Annotated in this window: 21 protein-coding genes; 10 read left to right on the top strand and 11 right to left on the bottom strand. The window is 74.2% G+C overall.

Translation table 11 applies throughout. The annotated features are described in order from the left end of the window. Window positions 1–49: 49 nt before the first annotated feature. A complete protein-coding gene (locus ACZ64A_RS16690; RefSeq protein ID WP_469811377.1) occupies window positions 50–1183 on the bottom strand; it encodes a methyltransferase in 1134 nt (377 codons plus the stop codon). Window positions 1184–1250: 67 nt separating this feature from the next. On the opposite strand from ACZ64A_RS16690, the gene ACZ64A_RS16685 reads away from it, so the two are divergent. Further along, a complete protein-coding gene (locus tag ACZ64A_RS16685; protein WP_469811023.1) occupies window positions 1251–1916 on the top strand; it encodes an alpha-ketoglutarate-dependent dioxygenase AlkB family protein in 666 nt (221 codons plus the stop codon). Window positions 1917–1944: 28 nt separating this feature from the next. Then, window positions 1945–3192, top strand: a complete 1248-nt coding sequence (locus ACZ64A_RS16680) for an ROK family protein (RefSeq protein ID WP_469811376.1) — start codon at window positions 1945–1947, stop codon at window positions 3190–3192. Window positions 3193–3212: 20 nt separating this feature from the next. Here ACZ64A_RS16680 and ACZ64A_RS16675 read toward each other — a convergent pair whose 3' ends face one another. Together ACZ64A_RS16675 and ACZ64A_RS16670 are read right to left on the bottom strand one after the other, a co-directional pair. After that, window positions 3213–3977, bottom strand: coding sequence for an SDR family NAD(P)-dependent oxidoreductase (locus ACZ64A_RS16675; RefSeq protein ID WP_469811022.1), 765 nt, complete (start codon window positions 3975–3977; stop codon window positions 3213–3215). Window positions 3978–4094: 117 nt separating this feature from the next. Next, window positions 4095–4679 (bottom strand): TetR/AcrR family transcriptional regulator, encoded by a 585-nt coding sequence (locus tag ACZ64A_RS16670; RefSeq protein WP_469811021.1) that lies wholly within the window; start codon window positions 4677–4679, stop codon window positions 4095–4097. A 206-nt stretch (window positions 4680–4885) separates the two neighbouring features. Here ACZ64A_RS16670 and ACZ64A_RS16665 point away from each other — a divergent pair, with 206 nt between their 5' ends. Continuing rightward, window positions 4886–5776 carry an NAD(P)-dependent oxidoreductase gene (locus tag ACZ64A_RS16665; protein WP_469811020.1) on the top strand — a complete coding sequence of 297 codons (891 nt, stop codon included), beginning with the start codon at window positions 4886–4888 and terminating at the stop codon, window positions 5774–5776. An 87-nt stretch (window positions 5777–5863) separates the two neighbouring features. After that, a complete protein-coding gene (locus ACZ64A_RS16660; RefSeq protein WP_469811019.1) occupies window positions 5864–6283 on the top strand; it encodes a PPOX class F420-dependent oxidoreductase in 420 nt (139 codons plus the stop codon). 7 nt (window positions 6284–6290) lie between these two features. On the opposite strand, the gene ACZ64A_RS16655 is transcribed toward ACZ64A_RS16660, so the two are convergent. The 4 genes from ACZ64A_RS16655 to ACZ64A_RS16640 all read right to left on the bottom strand — a co-directional run bounded on the left by ACZ64A_RS16655 (window position 6291) and on the right by ACZ64A_RS16640 (window position 8653). Next, on the bottom strand, window positions 6291–6470 hold the full coding sequence (locus ACZ64A_RS16655; protein WP_469811375.1) for a DUF1272 domain-containing protein: 180 nt from the start codon (window positions 6468–6470) through the stop codon (window positions 6291–6293). A gap of 110 nt (window positions 6471–6580) precedes the next feature. Then, entirely contained in the window at window positions 6581–7489 is a 909-nt protein-coding gene (locus tag ACZ64A_RS16650; protein WP_469811018.1) for a phosphotriesterase family protein, read from the bottom strand. Further along, complete coding sequence (locus ACZ64A_RS16645) at window positions 7486–8070, bottom strand: DUF4865 family protein (RefSeq protein WP_469811017.1); 585 nt, start codon at window positions 8068–8070, stop codon at window positions 7486–7488. Before ACZ64A_RS16645 ends, ACZ64A_RS16650 begins: the two co-directional genes overlap by 4 nt. 28 nt (window positions 8071–8098) lie before the next feature. Next, complete coding sequence (locus tag ACZ64A_RS16640; RefSeq protein ID WP_469811016.1) at window positions 8099–8653, bottom strand: TetR/AcrR family transcriptional regulator; 555 nt, start codon at window positions 8651–8653, stop codon at window positions 8099–8101. Window positions 8654–8777: 124 nt separating this feature from the next. Between ACZ64A_RS16640 and ACZ64A_RS16635 the strand changes: the two genes are divergently transcribed. From ACZ64A_RS16635 to ACZ64A_RS16620, 4 genes are all read left to right on the top strand, one after another. Then, window positions 8778–9254 carry a hypothetical protein gene (locus ACZ64A_RS16635; RefSeq protein ID WP_469811015.1) on the top strand — a complete coding sequence of 159 codons (477 nt, stop codon included), beginning with the start codon at window positions 8778–8780 and terminating at the stop codon, window positions 9252–9254. Between the two features lie 126 nt (window positions 9255–9380). Further along, on the top strand, window positions 9381–9662 hold the full coding sequence (locus ACZ64A_RS16630) for an SHOCT domain-containing protein (protein WP_469811014.1): 282 nt from the start codon (window positions 9381–9383) through the stop codon (window positions 9660–9662). Further along, window positions 9659–10408 carry an ABC transporter ATP-binding protein gene (locus ACZ64A_RS16625; RefSeq protein ID WP_469811013.1) on the top strand — a complete coding sequence of 250 codons (750 nt, stop codon included), beginning with the start codon at window positions 9659–9661 and terminating at the stop codon, window positions 10406–10408. Before ACZ64A_RS16630 ends, ACZ64A_RS16625 begins: the two co-directional genes overlap by 4 nt. After that, the gene (locus ACZ64A_RS16620) at window positions 10405–12966 is read left to right on the top strand and encodes an ABC transporter permease (protein WP_469811012.1); all 2562 of its coding nucleotides are present in this window, start codon (window positions 10405–10407) and stop codon (window positions 12964–12966) included. Before ACZ64A_RS16625 ends, ACZ64A_RS16620 begins: the two co-directional genes overlap by 4 nt. A gap of 371 nt (window positions 12967–13337) precedes the next feature. On the opposite strand, the gene ACZ64A_RS16615 is transcribed toward ACZ64A_RS16620, so the two are convergent. Beyond that, window positions 13338–13922 carry an ATP-binding protein gene (locus tag ACZ64A_RS16615; protein ID WP_469811011.1) on the bottom strand — a complete coding sequence of 195 codons (585 nt, stop codon included), beginning with the start codon at window positions 13920–13922 and terminating at the stop codon, window positions 13338–13340. A 771-nt stretch (window positions 13923–14693) separates the two neighbouring features. Between ACZ64A_RS16615 and cds1 the strand changes: the two genes are divergently transcribed. After that, window positions 14694–15818 carry an L-cysteine desulfhydrase Cds1 gene (gene cds1, locus ACZ64A_RS16610; RefSeq protein WP_469811010.1) on the top strand — a complete coding sequence of 375 codons (1125 nt, stop codon included), beginning with the start codon at window positions 14694–14696 and terminating at the stop codon, window positions 15816–15818. A 110-nt stretch (window positions 15819–15928) separates the two neighbouring features. Here the strand turns inward: cds1 and ACZ64A_RS16605 are convergent, their stop codons facing one another. Further along, window positions 15929–16399 carry an SRPBCC family protein gene (locus ACZ64A_RS16605; RefSeq protein WP_469811008.1) on the bottom strand — a complete coding sequence of 157 codons (471 nt, stop codon included), beginning with the start codon at window positions 16397–16399 and terminating at the stop codon, window positions 15929–15931. 58 nt (window positions 16400–16457) lie between these two features. Then, window positions 16458–17375, bottom strand: coding sequence for a DeoR/GlpR family DNA-binding transcription regulator (locus ACZ64A_RS16600; protein WP_469811007.1), 918 nt, complete (start codon window positions 17373–17375; stop codon window positions 16458–16460). A gap of 288 nt (window positions 17376–17663) precedes the next feature. Here ACZ64A_RS16600 and ACZ64A_RS16595 point away from each other — a divergent pair, with 288 nt between their 5' ends. Continuing rightward, a complete protein-coding gene (locus ACZ64A_RS16595) occupies window positions 17664–20033 on the top strand; it encodes a hypothetical protein (protein ID WP_469811005.1) in 2370 nt (789 codons plus the stop codon). 28 nt (window positions 20034–20061) lie between these two features. Here the strand turns inward: ACZ64A_RS16595 and ACZ64A_RS16590 are convergent, their stop codons facing one another. Then, window positions 20062–22497: a right-handed parallel beta-helix repeat-containing protein gene (locus ACZ64A_RS16590; protein WP_469811004.1), complete on the bottom strand. Its 2436-nt coding sequence runs from the start codon at window positions 22495–22497 to the stop codon at window positions 20062–20064. Window positions 22498–22585 lie beyond the last annotated feature (88 nt).

Here is a 22585-nt window from a genome sequence, read left to right as displayed (position 1 = left end):
GAACCCGCAGCCGAATCACGTCCAGGCGCCGCAGGCACCCGGCACCCCCTTACCGCCGCACCGCCCGCAACACCACGAACTTCGGATCGCTGGCCACCACCGCACAGTCGCCGAACACCCGCCGCAACCTGACGTGATACCCCAGATGCCGGTTGCCGATCACCCACAGCTCACCCCCCGGCCGCAGCACCCGCCGCGCACCCGAGAACATCCGGAGCGCCGTCGCGTCCGTCGTGGCCTGGTGGGAGTGGAACGGCGGGTTGTTCAGCACCAGGTCGACACTCCCGGACGCCACCCCGGCAAGACCGTCCCCCACCCGGAACTCCCCGTGCCCCGGCACCCCGTTGGCCTTGTACGTCGCCTCCGCCGAGGCCACGGCCTGGAACGACTCGTCCACGAACAGCACCTCGGCCTCGGGATTCGCCAGCCCCACCGCCGTGCCGACGACACCGTTGCCGCAGCCCAGGTCGACGATGCGGCGCGGACCGTGGGTCGCCGGCAGGTGCCGGAGGAAGAACCGCGTGCCGATGTCCAGCCGGTCCGCGCAGAACACCCCGGCGTGGTTCACGACGGGCCGCCCGGAGACCGACCCGATCCCGTCCTCCAGCCGGTAGGTGTACGGCCACGGATTGACGGGCCGCTCCAGCGCCGGATCCGGCGTGCAGAAGATCAGCCGCGCCTTCTGCTGCGCCAGAGAGGTACGCGTCGGGCCGAGGATCCTCTCGAACAGGGCGAGCGTCGAGGTGTGGATCTCCTTGACCATGCCCGTGCCGACCACGACCGATCCCGCGTGCAGCGAGGGAGCCAGCCGCAGCAGCTGGTCCTCCAGCAGCGCGAGGCTCTTCGGTACCCGCACCAGCAGCACGTCGATCCGCTCAGGCGGGGCGTCCTGCGTGGTCAGCAGGGGCACCACCCCCGGACCCACCCCGTTGCGCGCGAGGTTCGCCCGGGTCGCCTCCTGCGCCAGATACGAGTCGGTGATCTGCGTCGGGGCGTGCGCCGAGAGCGCCGTGACCAGCGCACCCCAGCGGTCACCGACGACCACGACCGTGCCGGACAGGTCGACCCGTTCCTCGGCCAGGTGCCGCAGCAGATACGCGTCGGAGGCGTCCCAGGCGCGCAGCCTGTCGCGCGGGTCCTCGGGGAAACGGGTCAGCGCGAGCTCGCCCCAGGGCGTCGTCATACGGTCGTTCATGGTGCGTCCAGGCTAGCGGAGCCGCAGCTCAGGCCGGGTGGGGCAGGATGGTGCCATGGACGCCGAGCTGTTCCCGCGCGAACGGACCGAGGTGGCACCCGGCGCGGTGCACATACCGGACTGGCTGGACACGAAGCAGCAGCGCACACTGCTCGACGCGTGCCGCGCCTGGGCCCGGCCCCCGGCGGGCCTGCGCACCGTGCACACCCCCGGCGGCGGCACCATGACCGCCCGCCAGGTCTGCCTCGGCTGGCACTGGTACCCGTACGCCTACGCCCGCACGGTCGCCGACGGCGACGGCGCCCCCGTCAAGCCTTTCCCGCCCTGGCTCGGCGAACTGGCCCGCCAGGCCGTCACCGCGGCGCTGGGCCCGCGGGCGGAGCCGTCGGCGCCGTACGACATCGCGCTGATCAACTTCTACGACGCCGACGCCCGCATGGGCATGCACCGCGACGCCGACGAGAAGGCCGACGCGCCGGTGGTGTCGTTCAGCCTCGGTGACACGTGCGTCTTCCGCTTCGGCAACACCGAGACCCGCACCCGGCCCTACACGGACGTCGAACTGCGCAGCGGTGACCTGTTCGTCTTCGGCGGGCCGTCCCGGTTCGCCTACCACGGGGTGCCGCGCGTGCTGCCGGGCAGCGCACCGCCGTGGCTCGGCCTGGCCGGGCGGCTGAACATCACGCTGCGCGTCAGCGGTCTGCGGGCGGACGCCACCTGAGCAGCGGATCATGACAGACTCATCCCTCATGAGCGGCAAGGCGGACCCCCGGCAGGCGGGGGAAGGGACCACCTCGAGGACGCGGCTGGACCGGGGGCGCGGTGCGCTCGGGCCCGCGTTGGAGCTCGTGCACACCGGGCGGGCGCCGACCCGGGCCGTGCTCACAGCCGAACTCGGCGTCACCCGGGCGACCGCCGGCGCGGTGGCCGCCGAGCTGGAGGCGCTCGGCCTGATCCGCGTCGACGCCCGGCCCAGCGCCCCGGCCGGCGCCCAGGGCCGCCCCTCGCACCGGCTGAACCTCGCCGAGGACGGCCCCGTCGCGCTGGCCGCGCAGGTCCACGCGGACGGCTTCCGTGCCGCCCTGGTCGGACTCGGCGGACGGATCGTCGCGACCGCGCCCGGCTGCGAGACCGTCGACGCCGATCCGGCGAAGGTGCTCGGGTCCGTGGTCGAGGCGGGCGCCCGGCTGCTGCACGAGACGGGCCGGCGCTGCGTCGGCGCCGGGCTCGCCGTGCCCTCCGCGGTCGCCGAACCGGAGGGCCTCGCGCTCAACCCGCTGCACCTGGCCTGGCCCGTGGGCGCGCCGGTGCGGGAGATCTTCGCCGCGTGTGTGCGCGACGCCGGAATCAGCGGGCCGGCCTTCGCCGCCAACGACGTCAACCTCGCCGCGCTCGCCGAGCACCGGCACGGCGCGGGCCGGGGCTCGCGCGACCTGCTGTGCGTGGCGACCGGGCACCGCGGCGTGGGCGGCGCGCTGGTGCTCGACGGGCGGCTCCACACGGGCAGTTCGGGCCTCGCCCTCGAGGTCGGCCACCTCACCGTCAACCCCGAGGGCGGCCGCCCCTGCCACTGCGGCAGCCGCGGCTGCCTCGACGTCGAGGCGGACCCGCTCGCCCTGCTCACCGCCGCGGGCCGCGACCCCGGCCCCGAGGTGTCCCTGCTCCAGCAGGCCAACGACCTGATCCGGAACGAGTACGACGACCCGGACGTCCGGCGTGCCGTCGAGGCGCTCGTCGACCGGCTCGGCCTGGGCCTGGCCGGCCTGGTGAACATCCTCAACCCCGACCGGATCATCCTCGGCGGGCTGCACCGCACGCTGCTGGACGCCGACCCCGAGCGGCTGCGCGCGGTCGTCGCCGACCGCAGCCTGTGGGGCCGCAGCGGCGGCGTACCCATCCTCGCCTGCTCCCTGGACCACAACAGCCTCGTCGGCGCGGCCGAGTTGGCCTGGCAGCCGGTGCTGGACGACCCGCTCGGGGCGCTGACGGGCCGCTGACAGCCCCGTCGGGAGGCCCGCTACAGCGCGGCGCCCCCGTCGACCACCAGGTCCGTGCCGACCAGCGCCGCGGCCGCGTCGGAGGCCAGGTACAGCACGGCCTCGGCGACCTCCTCCGTGGAGGACACCCGGCCGAGCGGCGACTGGTCCTTCATCCGCAGGGCGCGCTCCGCCTCCGTCTCCCCGGGCCGCAGTGACATCGTCGTGTCGCAGGCGCCGGGGCTGACGGCGTTGATCCGCACCCCGACCGCGATGTACTCCAGCGCGGCGCCGCGGGTCAGGGAGGCGACGGCGGCCTTGCTCGCGGCGTAGGCGACGGCGTGCGGCACCTGCTTGTGCCGGCCCAGGTTGGAGGCGACGTTGACGATCACACCGCCGCGCGGCTGGGCGCGCATCTGCCGGATCTCCGCCTGCAGGGCGAGGAAGACACCGGTGACGTTGATGTCGAGCAGGGTGTGCCAGTCGTCCTCGGGGAGGTCGGCGAGCGGCGCGCCACGGAAGACGCCCGCGTTGTTCACGGCGACGTCGAGCGTGCCGAACCGGTCGACGGCCGCCTGCACCAGCGCCCCCACGTCGGCGGCCCGGCCGACGTCGGCGACCTCGGCGACGGCGGTGCCGCCGGCCCCCTCGACCAGCGCCACGGTCTCGTCCAGCGGCGCCCTGGAGCGGCCGGCCACGACGACCCGGGCGCCCTCGGCGGCCAGGGCGAGCGCGACGGCCCGGCCGATCCCCGTACCGGCGCCGGTGACCAGGGCGGTACGTCCGGAGAAACGGTTGCTGGGCATGGGAGTTCCCTTCGAAGAGGACACACGGAGTGACGGCCCCAATTTCTGGACCGTTCGGTCAAATATGTGGGCAGCGCAATGCGCCGCCCCGGCGGACGTGTGCACGGGGGGCGGGCGTCAGTCCAGCAGGGTGAGCGCCTGTTCCGCAGCGTCGAGCACCCGGGCCGGATCCGTGGACGCCTTGCCGACCACGCGGAAGCCCTGCATCAGCACCAGCAGCATGCGGGCCAGCGCGCGCGGGTCGCGCCCCTCGGGCAGCTCGCCCTGCCCCCGGGCGCGCAGCAGCGCCGAGTGCAGCAGGGTCTCGAGGTGGCCCCAGTCGCGCTCCACCCGGCGGGCGGCATCGTCGTCGTGCGGGGCCAGTTCGGCCGCCGTGTTGGTGACGAGACAGCCGCGCTCGCGGTGGGCGTCGTCCGCGGCCTCGGCGGCGAACCGGCGCACCACCGCCCGTACGGCGGGCAGCGCCGGCCCCGGCTGGGACAGCTCAAGGGCGAGCCGCGGGTTGTGCGCCTCGCCGTAACTGTCCAGGGCCTTGAGGTACAGGTCGTGCTTGTTGCCGAAGGTGGCGTAGATGCTCGCGCGCCCGATCCCGAGGTGCTCGACCAGGTCGGCCATCGACGTCGCCTCGTACCCCTTGCGCCAGAAGAGGTCGAGGGCGGACCGCAGAGCGGCGTCCGGATCGAATTCCTTGGTCCTGGCCATGGCGGTGACGCTAGTCCATTCCAGAACGATCGGTCAACTATTCGGCTCCCGGCGGGCACCGGCATCTGAGTCTCCGTGTGGCCCGAGCGGCGGTCACCCGAACGCGGGGGAGCGGGCCGGGGCGCGGCGCGCTTGCCGGAGCCGTCTTCGGGAAGGCTGGAGCCTGAGGTCCGCACCGCCCGCCACGAAGAGGAAACCCCCGCGTCATGACCGACCAGCTCACCGTCAGCGTCCTCGGCACCGGCATCATGGGCGCCGCGATGGCCCGCAACCTCGCCCGCGCCGGTCACACCGTCCACGCCTGGAACCGCACCCGCGCCAAGGCCGAACCCCTCACCGCCGACGGAGTGCGGGTCGCCGACGACCCGGCAGAAGCGGTGCGCGACGCCGACGTGGTCCTGACCATGCTCTACGACGGCGCCGCCGCCCGGGACGCGATGCGCGAGGCCGCTCCCGCCCTGCGCCGGGGCGCGGCGTGGGTCCAGTCCACCACCGCCGGCCTCGACGCCGTACCCGAGCTGGCGGCCTTCGCCCGCGAGCACGGCCTGGTCTTCTACGACGCCCCCGTGCTCGGCACCCGGCAGCCCGCCGAGGCCGGGCAGCTGACCGTACTGGCGGCCGGCCCCACCGAGGGCAGGGAGAAGGTGACGCCCGTCTTCGACGCCGTCGGCGCCCGCACGGTCTGGACCGGCGAGGACGGCTCGGAGGCCGCCGCCACCCGGCTCAAGCTGGTCGCCAACAGCTGGGTGATCGCGGCCTCCACGGCGGCGGGGGAGTCGCTGGCCCTCGCCCAGGCGCTCGGCGTCGACCCGGCCGGTTTCTTCGACATCATCGCCGGCGGCCCCCTCGACATGGGCTATCTGCACACCAAGTCGGCCCTGATCCTGGAGGACAAGCTGACGCCGCCCCAGTTCGCGGTGGCGACCGCGGAGAAGGACGCCCGCCTGATCGTGTCCGCCGGCGAGCGGCACGGCGTCCGCCTCGACGTGGCCGCCGCGAGCGCCGAGCGGCTGGCCAGGGCTGCCGCGCAGGGCCACGCCGACGACGACATGGTGGCCGCGTACTTCGCCAGCTTCCCCGAAGCGCCCACGTCCTGAACGCCCAACATCCGTACGGCACCGTCCTGAACGCCGGGCAGCGGTACGACCGCGTCCGCAACGCCGAGCATCCGTAGGAGGAGTCCCGTGTCCAAGCCGCCGCTGCCGCCCGAGGCCGTCGAACTGCTGCGCCGTCCCAACCCGTGCGTGATGGCCACCCTGCGCTCCGACGGGACACCCGTGTCCACCCCCACCTGGTACCTGTGGGAGGACGGCCGGGTCCTGATCAACCTCGACGAGGGCCGCGTGCGCCTGCAGCACCTGCGCCGCGACCCGCGCGTCACCCTGACCGTCCTGTCCTCGGACGACTGGTACACCCACGTCACCCTCATCGGCCGGGTCGCGGAGCTGTACGAGGACAAGGGCCTGACCGACATCGACCGCCTCGCCACGCACTACATGGGCGGCCCCTACCCGCGCCGGGAGCGGTCCCGGTTCAGCGCCTGGATCGAGGTCGAGCGCTGGCACGGCTGGGGCGCGATGAAGGACACCGACCAGCCGGGGTGAGCGGCCCTCAGACGGCGCGCCGAGGCCGGGGGACCAGCTCGCCGCCGCAGTTGGGACACACCTCGCGCATGTCCTCGGCGCACGGCACGCAGAACGTGCACTCGTAGGAGCAGATCCGGGCCGGCGCGTCGTGCGGCAGTACCGCCGTCGCACAGCGTTCGCACCGGTCGCGCATCTCCAGGGCCATCGTCGTCTCGCTCTCGTCCGTCGGATCCTCGCAGGTCATCGTGCGGGGTCGGCCGGCCGCAGCGCACTGCCGGGCCGGGCCGGATTCCGACATGATCGGGCCAGGGCGGCTCACCGCCAGTCGACGGCGAAGGCCCGTGCGGGGTTCTCGGTCAGCATCCGTGCGACCGGTTCCTCGCCGAGGACGGCGGCGAGCCGCGGCCGCACCCGGCGCAGCAGGTACGGCATCCCCGGCCCGCCGTCGACGGAGCGGGCCGCGGCGGTCGTCGTGTCGCCGCCGAGCAGCAGCCGGTCGCCGAACCCGGCCTCCACGAGGGCCGCCACGGCGTCCGGCATGCGCCAGTCGGTCGCGTGGTGGGCGCGGGACGGGCCGTCGAAGGCCAGCCAGCAGCCGGACCGCGCGGCCTGGAGGTGCACCACCGGGTCGGGGAAGCGGTTGAGATGACCGAGGATCACCCGGTGCGGCGGCACGTCCAGTTCCGCGCAGAGCAGGTCGAGCACGTCCTGCGCGCCCGTGCCCAGCTCCAGATGGACGGCGATCGGCGCGCCGGTCGCGTGGTGCGCCTCGGCCGCCGCGGTCATCGTCCGGCGGGCGTGCCCGTCCAGCGCGTGGAAGCCGCCCGCCACCTTGATCAGCCCGGCCCGCACCCCCGAGGCGCCGATACCGTCGGTGAGTTCGGCGACGAACACCTCGGCGAGCCGCCCGCGCACCTCCTTCAGCAGACGCTCGTCGTAGTGGACGTCCTGGTGCAGTCCGGTCGCGGCGACCACGTGCACCCCGGTGTCCCGGGACAGCGCCGGCAGATCGGCGGCCCGCCGCCCCAGCCCGTACGGCGTCCACTGCACCACACAGCCGCCGCCCTGCTCCCGGAACGCCGCCAGCTCCGCCCGGGCGGCGCTCGCACTGTTCAGCTCCTGGCCCGGCAGCCGGGGGCTGGCGAAGAACAGGTGGTCGTGCGCGTCGCACACACCCAGCCGCTCCGGCTCGACGTCCCCGAGGACCGTCCGGACGGTGCTCACCACTGCCGGCCCCGCGGCAGCAGCGCGCGACCCGGTGCGGACAGATGCAGCACCTGGAAGACGTCGCCCTCGGCCTTCGGCGTCCCGCCCGACCACAGCGAGAAGTGGACGACCTCCCAGCGGCTGGAGTCGACCACGGCCGCCGCGAGCACGGCCCCGTCCTCGCCCGCGAGCCGTGCCGCCTCGGCCGCCGCGTCCGCCATCACCTCCGACAGCGCGACGCCGTCCGGTACGGCCTCCCGGCGGCGCACGGCGACCGCCGCAGGGGAGCCGGCGGCCACGCCTTCCTCGTACGCCAGTCCCGTCCACTGGCGCACGGCCGGCCGGCCGAAGTCGTCGACGGGCCCCTGGAACGGACCGCCCCACAGGAAGCGGTTCATGCCCCCCATGGAGTGCCACAGGTAGAACGGGGCGTACTGGTTCACCGGCGAGCCGTCCACGCCGCGCTCGCGGATGAGGTAGGCCTTGAGGCCGAGCCCCTCCCATGCGTCCAGCGTGTGCCCGAGCCGGGACACGCGCGTGCGGATGACGTCCATGTCGTAGTCGGCGGGGAGCGTCATGGCGTACTGCATGGCATGCATGGGCGGTCCTTCCTGGGACGGACGGGAATCAGGGCGCGAGCAGGGCGAGCAGCCCCCGCACCCCGGCGTCGAAGGCGGCCGGCGAGCCGGAGGCGCGGGCCAGGACGTAACCGCCCTGCACGGTCGCGACGATCGCCGAGGCGATCTCCTCGCTGTCGAGGCCCTGCCCGAACTGGCCCTGTTCCTTGCCCTCGTCGACGAGCGCGGCGAGCCGGGCCCGCAGCCAGGCGATCGTCTCGTCGACGGGGGCGCGCAGCTCCGGGCTCGCGACGACGTCCGGGTCCATGGTCAGCCGGCCCACGGGGCAGCCGCGCAGCACGTCACGCTCCCGCGTGAGATACGCGGCGATGCGCTCGTACGGGGTGCCCGGGCCGTCGAGAACCCGGCCGGCGGCCGCCCGCATCTCCTCGGCCGTGCGCCGGATGGCGGCCAGCGCGAGGTCCGGCTTGCCCTTGAAGTGGTGGTACATGCTGCCCTGGCCGGCGCCCGCGCGCTCCAGGATCGCCTTCGGGCTGGTGCCCACGTAGCCGCGCTCCCACAGCAGCTCGCGGGTGGACTCGATCAGTCGCTCCGACGTGCTCATGAGCTCACTGTACATACTGGTAGTTACAGAATCCAGGGAGTACGGGCCCGCAACCGACCGGGCTTCCGGCATGTCTCCTTCGGCAAGGGAGGCCGCTGTGTCTCTCTCGGCAAGGGAGCCCGCCATGACCGCACCCACCGCACCCACCGCATCCCGCCCGCCGCGCCGCCGGACCGCCGTCCTGTCCGCCGCCGCGCTCACCCTCGGCGTCCTGGCCACCGCCACGGCCGCCACCGCCTCGCCCGCCGGGCACGCCGCGCAGTCGTCCCGCACCCAGGAGATCGCGTCCTGCGTACTCGGCTCGGACTACAAGGTCACCCTCACCGCCCTGCGCTCGGGCACCGACCCGTACGCCGCCTCCGTGCGCCTGCAGGTCTTCGTGCACAAGGGCGGCGCCTGGAAGGAGTCCGACCGCGTCCAGGTGGGCAAGGCGAACAGCTGGTTCTGGTACCCGCTGACCGGCAGCCACGCCGTGGGGACCTTCTCCACCGCGAGCACCGAACCGGCCCCGGTCAAGGTCCGCCTGCTGATCACCCCGTCCATCGGCTGGTCCGGGACGTACTCCTACGTCATCCGTCACGGGGACATCACCGCCCGCTGACCCGCGCCGCGTACTCCCCAAGAGGTACGCGCAGTGCCGCTGGCCGTACGACGACCCAGGACCCCTGCCGGGGCGAGTCTCGGAAGCGAACCGCAAGGACACGCACTTCCGAGGAGTTGACCGACCATGCAGACCCTGGCGCACTTCGGCGACGGCGGGCCCGGCCCGTGGATCCTGCTCTTCCCGGTGATCTGGGCCCTGGTCATCGGCGGCGGCATCGCGCTGCTGCGCCGCGCCGCCTGGCGCGGCGGCCGGCGCGGCCCCTGGCGGCCGCCGGCCGCCGAGGACAACTCACCGCTGACCCTGCTCGGCCGCCGCTTCGCCGCCGGCGAGATCGACGAGGACGAGTACTGGCGCCGGCTGTCCGTCCTGGACGAGCAGTTCGGCCGCAAGGGCGGTGCGGCATGACCACCACCACCGCCGTGCGGACGGCCGCCCGGGTCGTCGACGCCGTCAAGGTGTACGGCAGCGGCGACACCACCGTCAGGGCCCTGGACGGGGTGAGCGTGGCCTTCCCGGCCGGACGCTTCACCGCGATCATGGGGCCCTCCGGCTCCGGCAAGTCCACCCTGATGCACTGCGCGGCCGGACTCGACACCCTCACCTCGGGCTCCGCCCACATCGGCGACACCGACCTCGCGGGCCTCGACGACCGCAGGCTGACCCGGCTGCGCCGCGACCGGGTCGGGTTCGTCTTCCAGGCGTTCAACCTGGTGCCGACCCTCACCGTCGCCGAGAACATCACCCTGCCGCTGGACCTCGCCGGCACCCGCGGCGACCCGGAGTGGATCGACACGCTGATCGGCGTCGTCGGGCTGCGCGACCGGCTCCACCACCGCCCGGCCGAGCTGTCCGGCGGCCAGCAGCAACGCGTCGCCGTGGCACGGGCGTTCGCCGGCCGGCCCGACGTCGTCTTCGCCGACGAGCCGACCGGCAACCTCGACTCCCGCTCCGGCGGCGAGGTGCTCGGCCTGCTGCGCCGGGCGGTACGCGAGACGGGCCGCACCGTCGTGATGGTCACCCACGACCCGGTCGCCGCCGCCCACGCCGACGAGGTCGTCTTCCTCGCCGACGGCCGCCTGGTCGACCGGATGCAGGAGCCCACCGCCGACCGCGTGCTGGACCGCATGAAAGCCTTCGAGGTCCCGTCATGAGCGCCGCCCTCCGCCTGAGCGTGTCCTCGTTGCGCACCCACAAGCGCCGCTTCGCCGGGACCTTCCTCGCCGTCTTCCTCGGTGTGGCCTTCCTCGCCGGCACCCTGATCATGGGCGACACGCTGCGCGCGAGCTTCGACTCCATGTTCGGCAGCGCCACCGCCGGCACCGACGCCGTGGTCCGCAGCGCCGACGCCATCACCACGCCCGGCGAGAGCCAGGGCGTACGGCAGCCCGTGCGCACCGACCTGGTGAAGACGATCGAGGACGTGCCCGGGGTCGCCGCGGCGGCACCGAACATCCAGGGCGCCGGCCAGCTCGTCGGCAGCGACGGCAAGCCCGTCGGCGGCCAGGGACCGCCCACCCTGGCCGGCAACTGGATCGCCGACCCGCGGCTCAACCCCTACCGGCTCGCCGAGGGCCGTGTCCCCCGGAAGTCCGGCGAGGTCGTCCTCAACCGGGGCGCCGCGAAGAAGGGCGGACTGCGCCTCGGCGACACGACCGTGCTGCGCACCCCTGACCCCGTCCGGGTGCGGATCGTGGGTCTGGCGACCTTCGGCGGCGCGGACGGCATGGCGCAGGTGACGTTCACCGGAATGACGCAGGCCGACGCGGAGAAGTACCTCACCGCGCGGCCCGGCGAGGCGGCGACCATCCAGGTGCGCGCCGAGTCCGGTGTGAGCCAGCGCCGGCTCGTCGAGCGGCTCGCCCCCGTGCTGCCGCACGGCGTGGAGGCCATCACCGGGCAGGAGTCGGCGCAGGAGAACACGGACATGATCTCCAGTCAGTTCCTGACCCTGTTCACCACCTTCCTGCTCGTCTTCTCCGGTGTCGCCCTGCTCGTCGCGACCTTCTCCATCCACAACACCTTCGCGATCGTCGTCGCCCAGCGCACCCGCGAGAACGCCCTGCTGCGGGCGCTCGGGGCGTCCCGCCGCCAGGTCACCGCCGGCACACTGGCGGAGGCGAGCGCCGTCGCCGTGACCGCCTCGCTCGCCGGTCTCGCGGGCGGTGTCGGGATCGCCGCCGGGCTCCAGGCGCTGTTCCCGGCCATCGGGTTCCCCTTCCCGGACGGCGGCCTGGTGATCGGCGCACTGTCGATGACGCTGCCGCTGACGGCCGGCGTCCTGGTCTGCCTGGGCTCCGCGCTGCTGCCGGCCCTGCGTTCGGGGCGCACCGCGCCGCTGGCCGCCCTGCGGGAGACGGCCGTCGACACCTCCGGCGCCTCCCGGACGCGCGCCGCCGCGGGCACGGCACTGATCGTCCTCGCGGCCGCCGCGACGCTCACCGGCGTCCTGCTCGCGCCGTCGGTATGGCTGGCGGGCGTGGGCGCCGTACTGGCCCTGGCCGCCTTCGTCGTCCTCGGACCGGTCGCCGCCGGCTTCGCCGTACGCCTCCTCGGCAGCCCCCTCGACCGGCTGCGCGGGGTGACCGGCGCCCTCGCCCGGCGCAACGCCCTGCGCAGCCCGAAGCGGACCGCCGCCACCGCGGGGGCGCTGATGATCGGCGTGGCCGTGGTGTCCCTGTTCACCGTCTTCGGGGCCTCCCTGAAGGCCACCATGGACCAGACCGTCTCCCGCTCCTTCGCCGGTGACGTCGCCGTGAGCACCCCGTCGTTCGGGGCGGGCGGCAGTGGGCTGAGCCCGGAGCTGGCACCCGCGATCGCCCGGCTGCCCGAGGTGGACACGGCCGTCGGGCTCGGCAGGGGAGTGGCACGGGTCGACGGCGAGGGACGCGCGCTGACCGTGGCCGACCCGGCCGCCCTCGCCCGTACCTTCGACCTCGGCACCGTGCGCGGCGACCTGCGCCACCTGGGCCGCGACGGCATCGCCGTCACCCGCGCCGAGGCGGACCGGCAGGGACTGAAGCCGGGTGACACCGCCGAACTCGCCTTCACCGACGGCCGCACCCAGCCCTTCACCGTCCGCGCGGTCTACGGGCGGTCCGAACTCGCCGGCGACTACGTCATCACCCGCGCCGCCTGGGCCCCGCACCGCACCCAGGACTCCGACCGTGTCATCGCCGTCTCCTTCAGGGACGGCGTGAGCACGGACGCCGGCAAGGCCGCCGTGCGACAGGTCGCCGCCCACTACGGCGACCCGGAGGTCCAGACCCGCGACGAGTACGCGCAGTCCTCGGCGGGTGGCATAGACATGATGCTGACCCTGGTCTACGCGCTGCTGGCGCTCGCGGTGCTGATCGCCCTGCTCGGCATCGCCAACACGCTGACGCTCGCGATCCACGAGCGCACCCGCGAACTGGGGCTGCTGCGGGCCGTCGGCCAGACCCGCGGTCAGCTGCGGGCCATGGTGCGCTGGGAGTCGGTGCTGGTCGCCGCCTTCGGCACGGCCGGTGGGCTCGGCCTCGGCGCCTTCCTCGGCTGGGTGCTGGTCCGGGCCTCCGACGGCGCGTCGGACAGCGCGTTCGCCTTCGCCCTGCCGCCGGCCCGGCTCGCCGTGGTCGCGCTGGTCGGCCTCGCGGCCGGAGCCCTGGCGGGACTCAGGCCGGCCCGCCGAGCGGCCCGCCTGGACGTCCTGCGCGCGATCGCCACCGAGTGAGCCGCGGGCGCGAGCGACCGGCGTGACGACACCACCCCGGCGCCGCGCGAGCGCGGCCGGAGAGGTGTTGGCGCCGTCAGCGGGAACGTGCAGGCCCTGCCCGTGAGGTGGCGGCGTCAGCGGCAACGCGCGAGCGCTGTCCGTCAGGTGGTGCCAGCGTCAGCGGCAACGCGCAGGCACGTGAGGTGGCGGCGGCTTCAGCGGGCGACGCGCGAGCGCTGCCCGTGAGGTCGTGGCGGCTTCAGTGGGAGGCGTGGAAGGGGCGCCGGGGAGGCCGCGGTGGCCGCGGGTGGCGCGGGGGCGCCGTCGAGCGATACGGAGGCGCCATGCGGAACCCGGGTCCGCGCGGCGCCGCGCCCCTCACCGCCCGGTCAGCCGACAACGGCCGACCGGGCGGGAGCGTGCGCGTGCGTCGGCGCGGGCTCGTCGACCACGGGCGCGACCGGCGCCACGGGAGCCGCGGGTCCCACGGGTTCGACGGCGACCTCGACGAACCGGGGCGCGGTCGCGGCCGTCGGCTGCGGGGTACGCTCCGGCCGGCTGCGGGCCGGGGCGGGCGCGGGCAGCGTGAACCATACGACCTTGCCGTCCTCGCCCTCGGGGCGGGCCCCCCAGTCCTCGCTGACGGCGGCGACCATGGAAAGACCCCGCCCGCAGGTGGCGTCCGTGTCCGCCGAATGGGCGGCGTCCACGACCGGGAGACGCGGATCGCGGTCGCGGACGGAGACGACGAGCCGGTCCAGCAGCAGCTCCATCTCCACGGTGCATGTCTTGTCGGGCTCGGCGTGCTGGTGGACGTTGGTGAGCAACTCCGTCACACCGAGCGTCGCCCGGTCTATGAGTGAGTCCAGATGCCAGTAGCGCAACTGCGCAGATACGATTCTGCGGACTTGGCCGATCCGCGACGGCAGGGCCTGGAGCTCCACCGTGCAGTGCCTGCTCGGGTAACTGATCACGGCTGCGACTCCCCGACGTGAGGTCCGGAAGAACACGGAGTACGGATCTTCAGCAGGACGCCTGCGTGACACTGCCGCCTGCTGTCGTGGCCGGCGGGCTGGTTCGCAGCGTTATCGCCGGTAAACCCTAAGTGACGTGAGAACAGCGTGACCCAAGGGGTGGGGTCCCGCAACTCGCGGCGACCGTTCGACTGCGCCACGTGCTCACCCTCCGCGCACGGCTGGGAGGGCCGACACGGGGACGCGTGCCGTGCGCACGGGCCCGGCCGCGCGCACCGGGGGACCGGCGGCCGCCCCGCCCCGACGGGCGGTCGATGTCGGCCCGACGTCGCCGATCCGGGCCCACCGGGCCCCGGTGAGCGAAAGCCGTCTCCTGCCGATCCGCACGTCCGTGGCCGTGAACTCCGGCTCCGCCATGCCGACCTGCCCCCCTCGCGCGTGTGGTGATCCGGGCGCGCCCCGCCGGGCACACGGGGCCCCGGTCCCGTACGACCCGGGACTGTGGGCCTCGTCACGTCCGGCAGTCTGCCCGCGCGCCGCGCCGAGCACCAGGGCGCGACAGCGCGTCCCGGCGCACTGGCCGAATGCGCCCCCCACGTCACACCGTGCCCGCACAGCCGTGCCCCGGCCGCCTCGCACACGCGTGCCCCCGTGCTGCTTTGAGTCGCTCAAAGGGGCGTTTATGCAGGTGAGAAGTGGTGCGAGGGGTGCTTATCATCGGGGTGTCGGCCGCGCGACGCGCCGTCGGCGCGAAGTGTGAGGAGCACTGTCGTGAGCACCATCGAGCACACCCCGGCCGGCGCGACCCTGGACGTCGACCGCAGCGACACCGCCTATCGCGACTGGCTGAAAGAAGCCGTTCGCAAGGTCCAGGCCGACAACAACCGCTCGGCCGACACCCATCTGCTGCGCTTCCCGCTGCCCGAGCACTGGGGCATCGACCTCTACCTGAAGGACGAGTCGACGCACCCCACCGGCAGCCTGAAGCACCGCCTCGCCCGCTCCCTCTTCCTCTACGGCCTGTGCAACGGCTGGATCCGCCCGGACCGCCCGGTGATCGAGGCGTCCAGCGGTTCCACCGCCGTGTCCGAGGCGTACTTCGCCAAGCTCATCGGCGTGCCGTTCGTCGCGGTGATGCCGCGTACGACGAGCGCCGAGAAGATTCGCCTGATCGAATTCCACGGCGGCCGCTGCCACTTCGTGGACGACCCGCGCACGATGTACGAGGAGTCGGCCCGCCTCGCGGCGGAGACCGGCGGCCACTACATGGACCAGTTCACCTACGCCGAACGGGCCACGGACTGGCGCGGCAACAACAACATCGCCGAATCCATCTTCCGGCAGCTGGAGTTGGAGCGGTTCCCGGAGCCGGCGTGGATCGTCGCCACCGCCGGCACGGGCGGCACGTCCGCGACCCTGGCGCGCTACGTCCACTACATGCAGCACGACACCCGGATCTGTGTCGCCGACCCGGAGAACTCCTGCTTCTTCGAGGGCTGGACCACCGGCGATCCGGACGTCACCTGCGACTGCGGCTCGCGGATCGAGGGCATCGGCCGGCCGCGCATGGAGCCGAGCTTCGTGCCGGGCGCCGTCGACCGCATGATGAAGGTCCCCGACGCGGCCTCCGTCGCCGCCGTCCGCGCCCTGGAGCGGGTCATCGGCCGCAAGGCGGGCGGCTCGACGGGCACCGGCCTGTGGAGCGCCCTGAAGATCGTCGCCGAGATGGTCGCCCAGGGCCGCAACGGCAGCGTCGTCACCCTGCTCTGCGACCCGGGTGACCGCTACCTCGACAAGTACTACTCCGACGCCTGGCTCGCCGAACAGGGCCTGGACATCGCCCCTTACGCCGCCACGATCGACTCCCTGCTGGCGACGGGGGTGTGGCCGGACTGAGACCGGGGGCCCTGCCGGGGGAGTGCACGGCGGCCGGGTGGGAGGGCCCGGGGGCGGTCCGGCCCGGCGACGCGGACCTGCTCCGCAGGACGGGCCCCCAGGGAGGCTCTCTAGCCGGCCAGCCGCCGGTCCAGTGCCGTCACCGCGTCGCGGAAGGACCGTCCCAGTCCGGGGCGGGCCGCGGCCAGCGCGAGCCGGAACGGGAGCACGCCGTCCGCGGCGAACGTCCACTGGACGCGGGTGCCCGTGCCGGCCGGTGCGAGGCGCCACTCCTCGACCAGCGCGCGGGCGCCCGGCGCGTTGGTCACATCGATCCGGTAGGCGTACACCTCCGGCTCCTTCGCCGCGAGGATCGTCTCCAGGAAGCGGACCCCGCCCCGCAGCCGCACCTCGCGCCGCGCGCCGTCGTCGAAGGGCCGGGCCAGCGCCACCGCCGAGAACCATGCGGGCCAGTTCGCCACGTCCTCGGCCAGCGCCCGGTACACCCGCTCCGGCGAGGTGCTGACCTCCCGGGCGAAGACATGCCGTACCGCGGCGGTGTCCAGGAAGCCGAGCTCCACCGGGTGCAGACGGTGAGCCATGGGTGCATCCCCCTTCGCAGCGGCCCGTGTTCGGGCCGTCACGATAGCTGGCGGGCCGTCAGTTGTCTGCGGCCCGGCCGGGTCCGCCGTCCTGGTCGGCCTCCCGATCCCCGTCGGGTTCACGATCCGTCTCGCGTTCACGATCCCTCTCGGGCTCCCGATGGCTGCCGGGCTCGCCCGCGACGACCAGCCGCACCTGCTCCGCGATCTCCGCGCGTGCTTCGCGCGGCAGCCCGGCGTCCGTCACCCAGGTGTCCACCTGCTCCAGCTTCGCGAACGAACTGAGGCCCACCGTCCCCCACTTGGTGTGGTCGGCAACCACGACGACCCGCCGTGCCGACTGCACCAGGCGCCGGTTCGTCTCCGCCTCCGCGAGGTTCGGCGTGGACAGGCCCGCCTCCACCGATATCCCGTGCACCCCGAGGAACAGCACGTCGAAGTGGAGCGCCGCGATCGCCTGGTCCGCCACCGGACCCACGAGCGAGTCGGACGGGGTGCGCACGCCACCGGTGAGGACCACCGTGGCCGCCCCCTGCCGCGGGCCGGAGGTGCGCTGCGCCGCGTGGAAGACGTCGGCCACCCGCACCGAGTTGGTCACCACCGTCAGATCCGGCACGTCCAGCAACCGGTGCGCCAGCGCATACGTCGTCGTACCACCCGACAGGGCGATCGCGCTGCCCGGCACGACCAGTTCGGCGGCGGCCCGCGCGATGTCCTCCTTCGCCGTCAGCTCCAGACCCGACTTGGCCTCGAACCCCGGCTCGTGCGTGCTCGCCTCGACCACCGGCACCGCGCCGCCGTGCACCTTCTCCAGCACACCCTGCCGGGCCAGCGCGTCCAGGTCGCGGCGGACCGTCATGTCCGACACGCCGAGCTTGCGGGTCAGCTCGTTGACCCGGACCCCGCCCCGGCGCCGGACCTCGTCCACGATCAGGGCGCGTCGCTGCTCCGCGAGGAGGTTCTGATTCTCACTCACGTGACGCTCCGGTCCTTTCGCCTCAAACCGCCGTCTGCTCCGACCCGCCCGGCGCACCCGCCGCGGCGAGCAGACGCCCCCGCCCGGGTGTGCGGACGTCCCATCCTCGCACGTCGCCCCGTACGGCGCGCCACCCGCCCGGCCCGTCGCGCACCTGCCATTCCCGCGCCCAGACCGGGCCCGCCGCCGCACGGATCGGGGAGATTTGGTGACGGAGGGTGTACGGCCCGCCGCGAACGGAGATCCTTGTGCCGGCACGACACAGCCGACGGCGGCACCGCGGGGGAAGTGCGGACAGTGGAACGCGCGCAGACGACAGCCCTGGAACTCCTCGTGCACGGAGTCGGGGGCGCCACACCCGAGAAGATGCTGGGCGATCCGCGCACCGTCCGGATCACCGGCGACGACACGGCTGCCGTGTTCCGGCGCGCCGACGACGTGGACGCCGAGCAGCGCCCGGCCGGCCACCGCGGCCCACCGGTGCCCGAGGCGTACGTGTGGTGCAACCTCACCTCCGGCAACGGCACCCGCGCCCTGTGGCTGCTGCTCCTGCCCTTCATGGTGGTCAACCTCGCCCACTGGATGCGGCCCACCGCGCAGGGCCGGCGCCGCACCGTGCGCCTGTACGGGCTGCTCGTGCGACTCACCGGACTGACCCTGACCGTCCTGCTGGTGGCGGCCGCCTGCGAGGTGGCCCTGGACCTCGCCGCCTGGCAGTGCGCGGGCACGCCCGCGTGTGCGCAGCGGCACTCCTGGCTGGGTTTCCTGTCGCCCACCGGCTCCGGCGGCGGCTGGTGGAGCCGTCCAGGACGCCGGCTCGCGCTCGCCGCGCTCGTCCCCGCGGCGCTGACCGGACTGCTGTGGTACCTCTCCCTGCGCACCTGGAACGCCTACGAGTCCACCGAACCGATGGACCGCCCCGGCGAACCCGACGGGACGACCGGCCGTACGGCCCTCAGCCGGCCCGGTTTCTGGTACGGCCGCCGCCTGGTCGCCCGGCTGCGCGCCGCGCACACCGCCGCCGGACTGCTCACCGTGGCCGGCGCCCTCACCGCGGCGGGGGCACGCTTCGACCAGCGGCCGGGCGGACCCGCCGTACCGCAGCTGGTGGGACGGCTGCTGGAAGCCGCCGTCGTGGCCGGTGCGATCAGTGTCGTATGGGTCGTGTGCCGTCGAGGCCGCAGCGAACGGCACCCGGACCGCGTCCTCGACGCCCACCTCGTGCGCCGGCTGCCCCTCGGGGCGCTGCTGCTCCTGCTCGCCGCCGCGGTGTACGCCGGCTGGGAACGGCCGGGCTGGCAGTCCTCCGGCCGACTGCCGGGGAACGCGGTGTTCGCAGGCATCACCCTCGTCCAGAGTCTGCTCGTCGTCGTCCTCGGCGTGGTCGCCCATGTGCTGCACCGCACCCGGCCCGACCGGCGCGCCGCGATGCGCGGCCTCGGCGGTCCCGCCGTGGCCATGCTCGCCTGCGCCCTGGGCGGCGTGATGTCCGGCGGCGTGTCGCAGCGGGTCGCCGACTGGCTGGACGGCACCCGCGCCTCGATCCCCGGCCCGCCCGTGCTGCTCACCTGGCAGGCCTCCGTCATCCCGCCCATGGCCGTGGTGGTGCTCGCGCTGTGCGGCTGGCTCGCCCACCGGGCCTGGCGGCTGCGCCGCGCGGAGATCCCCGCGGTCCGGCGCGACTACCCCGGCGCGGCCGGCGACACGGCCCTGACCCGCCGTATCGCCACCGTGCGCGCGCTGGCCTCGCTCACCGACCGCGGACCCCGGATCGTCGCGATCACCTCCGTCACCACGCTGCTGCTCGGCGCCGCCGCTCTCACGGGCGCGCTCGGCAGCGGGCGGACCCCGGTGGGCGCCGCCCGGCACGCGCCCCCCTTCGTCCAGGGCGCCGCCGAGACCGCGCAGGCTCTCGGCTCCTGGCTGATCGGGCTCGGTTTCCTGCTGTTCGTCACCTGGGGGCGGCGCGCCTACAAGGACCCCTCGGCCCGGCGCACCATCGGCATCCTGTGGGACGTCGGCACCTTCTGGCCGCGCGCCGCACACCCCTTCGCACCACCCTGCTACGCCGAGCGGGCGGTGCCCGACCTGACCTGGCGGATGGCCACCTGGACCCGTACCACCGGCGGCCGGCTGGTGATCTCCGGCCACTCCCAGGGCAGCGTGCTCGCCGCGGCCGCCGCCTGGCAGCTGCCGCCGTCCGCCCGCCGCCGCGTGGCGCTGCTGACCTACGGCTCACCGATCGAGCGTCTCTACGGCCGCTGGTTCCCCGCCCACTTCGGACCGGCCGCGCTCAGCTCGCTGCACCAGGACGTCGACCGCTGGCGCAACCTCTACCGCCTCACCGACCCCATCGGCGGCCCGGTGCGGCTCACCGACGCGTGCGGGCCCGAGGTCGACCGGGCACCCCTGAAGGACCCCCTGTCCTACGGCCGGAGCGCCCTGCATCCGCTGCCCGCGCCGATCCTCGGCCACTCCGACTACCAGGCCGACCCCGCCTTCGCCGAGGAACGGCGGCTGCTGCTGGCCCGCATGCAGCCCTCGGAGCCCGCCGCGGCGGACAGCGCAGGGAACCCCGAGACGCCCGGTGCGCCCGGTACGCCGGGAGTGCCGTTCCCACGGCCGCAGGACGGGGGGCGTTCCGCGGAGAGCACCTGAGCGGCGGCGGAGCCGGAGCAGGCGGGGGTCAGGGCAGATCCGGCAGGTCCTCCGGGTACAGCAGCGTCAGATCGTCCGTGTCCGGCTCGGCCAGCTGCGCCACCCGCCCGGCATGCCGCTCCACCATCGCCTCGAACGTCTGCCGGGCGGTGCGCCCATTGCCGAAGGCCGGCCCCTTCGGGATCGCCGTGAAGTACTTCAGCAGCGCCTCGGCGGTGCCCGGCGCCAGCCGGTACTCGTGTTCCTCCGCCTGCTGCTCCACGATCCGCAGCAGCTCGTCGGGGCCGTAGTCGCCGAAGGTGATCGTCCGTGAGAAGCGGGACGCGACACCGGGGTTGACGGACAGGAAGCGCTCCATCTCCGCGGTGTAGCCGGCGACGATCACCACGACCGCGTCACGGTGATCCTCCATCAGCTTCACCAGCGTGTCGATGGCCTCCTTGCCGAAGTCCCGCCCGCCGTCCTCCGGGGAGAGGGCGTACGCCTCATCGATGAACAGCACCCCGCCGTGCGCCCGTTGGAACGCCTCCTGGGTGCGGATCGCCGTGGAGCCGATGTGCTCGCCGACCAGGTCGACGCGGGACACCTCCACCAGGTGGCCCTTGTCCAGCACACCGAGGGAGGCGAGGATCTCGCCGTACAGACGGGCGACCGTCGTCTTGCCCGTACCGGGGGAGCCGGTGAACACCAGGTGCCGTTTGACGGAGGCCGCCTTCAGCCCGGCCTCCCGACGGCGCCGGCCCACCTCGATCATGTCGGTGAGGGCGCGGACCTCCCGCTTGACGCTCTCCAGGCCGACCAGCGCGTCGAGTTCACCGAGCACGTCCTTGCTGGTGCGCACCGGCTGCGCGGGCTCCTCGACGGCCGGTGGCTCGGCCGCGGTGGCGCGCTGGTCCGGGACCGCGCCCAGCAGCCCCGTCGACCCGGCCGCCGACTGCACGGCCGTCTCCCGCATCACCGGGGGCCGCTGGCTCGCGCTCTCGTCGCCGGTGCAGTCCTCCACCAGCGGCCCGGTCCCCGAACCGGCGTCCGGCCCGCCGTCGGCGAACTCGTAACCCCCGCGCGCGCAGCGCTCCGTACGGCACTTCTTCAGCGTCGTACGGCAGCCGTCGATCACATGGAAGCCGTAGCCGTCGCTGCCCGACACCCGGCAGCCGAGGAAGCTGCCGCGGCCGCCCGCCGAGACGTAGAAACCGGCCTCGGTGGGGGAGTCGACCGTGCAGCGCTCCACCGTCGGGTCCGCACCCTTGGTGACGATCACGCCGGTCTGGGTGCCCGCGATCGTGCAGGAGGCGAGGGTGCCGCCGCTGCCGTGGTCGCGGAACCACGCACCCGTGGCCGCGTCCCGGATCCGGCAGTCGTCGAGCTGCGCGGTGGCGCCGTCGCTGACCGACACCGCGGTGTTGCGCACCTGGAACAGGTCGCTGTCGACGACGTCCACGCGCGAGCCCCGGTCGAGGACGAACAGCGCGTCGGGGACGTCGTGCACCCGGCAGGAGTCCAGTACGGCGGTCGCGCCGTCGCTGACCCACACGGCCGGGTAGTCCCCGGTGCTGTCGAAGATCTCGCACTGGTTGGCGTCCACCCGGGTGCCCGGGTCCCACACCGACAGACCGTTGCGGCCGAACTGCCGCACCGAGGTGCGGGTGAGCGTCAGCACCGAACGCGAGCGCAGATCGACCGCGTTCTCGGGGATGTCGTGCAGCCGGCAGTCGGCCAGGGTGACCACCGCGTCGGTGTCCAGCGTGACTCCGTCGGCGGTGGTGCGGTGCACGTCGCAGTCGGTGAGATGGGCGGTGGCCCGGCCGGTGATCTGCACACCGGTGCCGCGCACCTCGTACACCTCGCACCCCACCGCCTCCAGGGCGGAGCCGTCCCCGGTCGCGGACAGCCCGGCGCCGGAGGCGTGGTGGACGCGGCAGCGCTCCAGCCGCGGGTGGGCCCCACCGCGCACGGCGACGCCCGCCTGCCCGGCGGCGACCACCTCGCAGTCCTCGAACACCCCGCCCCCGCCGTCGACGACGGCGATGCCGACACCGGCCGGATTGTCCACGGTCAGCCGCCGCACCGTCGGCCGGGCGCCGCCGCGGACCTCCACCCCGGCCGCCGAACGCGTCACGATCCGGATGTCCTTGAGCTCCGGCGTGCCCTCCTCGACCAGCAGCGCGGGTGCCGCCGCGTCCTGGCCCTCCACGTGCAGGTCCTGCACCACGGCCGAGGCCCGTACCGTCAGCGGCACGCCGTCGACGGGCGCGATGCGCACACTGCCGGGTGAGCCCTCCGGGCCGCGCAGGGTCACGGCCCGCTGCACGACCAGGTTCTCCCGGTAGGTGCCCGGGGCGATGGTGAGGACGTCCCCGTCCGTCGCGGCCTCCAGGGCGGCGGCGAGCGACGCGTACTCACCCGTGCGGCGCCGCCACCGCGATGTGCCGGTGTGCGTCACCTGGACCGTGCCCTGTGCCATGGCGTTGCTGCGCCCCCACCTCGTCGTACCTGTGGCTCGTTCGCCGTCGGGGCGCGCCCCTGCGGCTCCCTCACACGCGGGATGTTGC

The organism is Streptomyces sp. NPDC104814 (genome assembly GCF_055583185.1).
The sequence above is the reverse complement of the archived record's forward strand: the minus strand, read 5'-3'. Positions and strand labels throughout refer to the sequence as shown.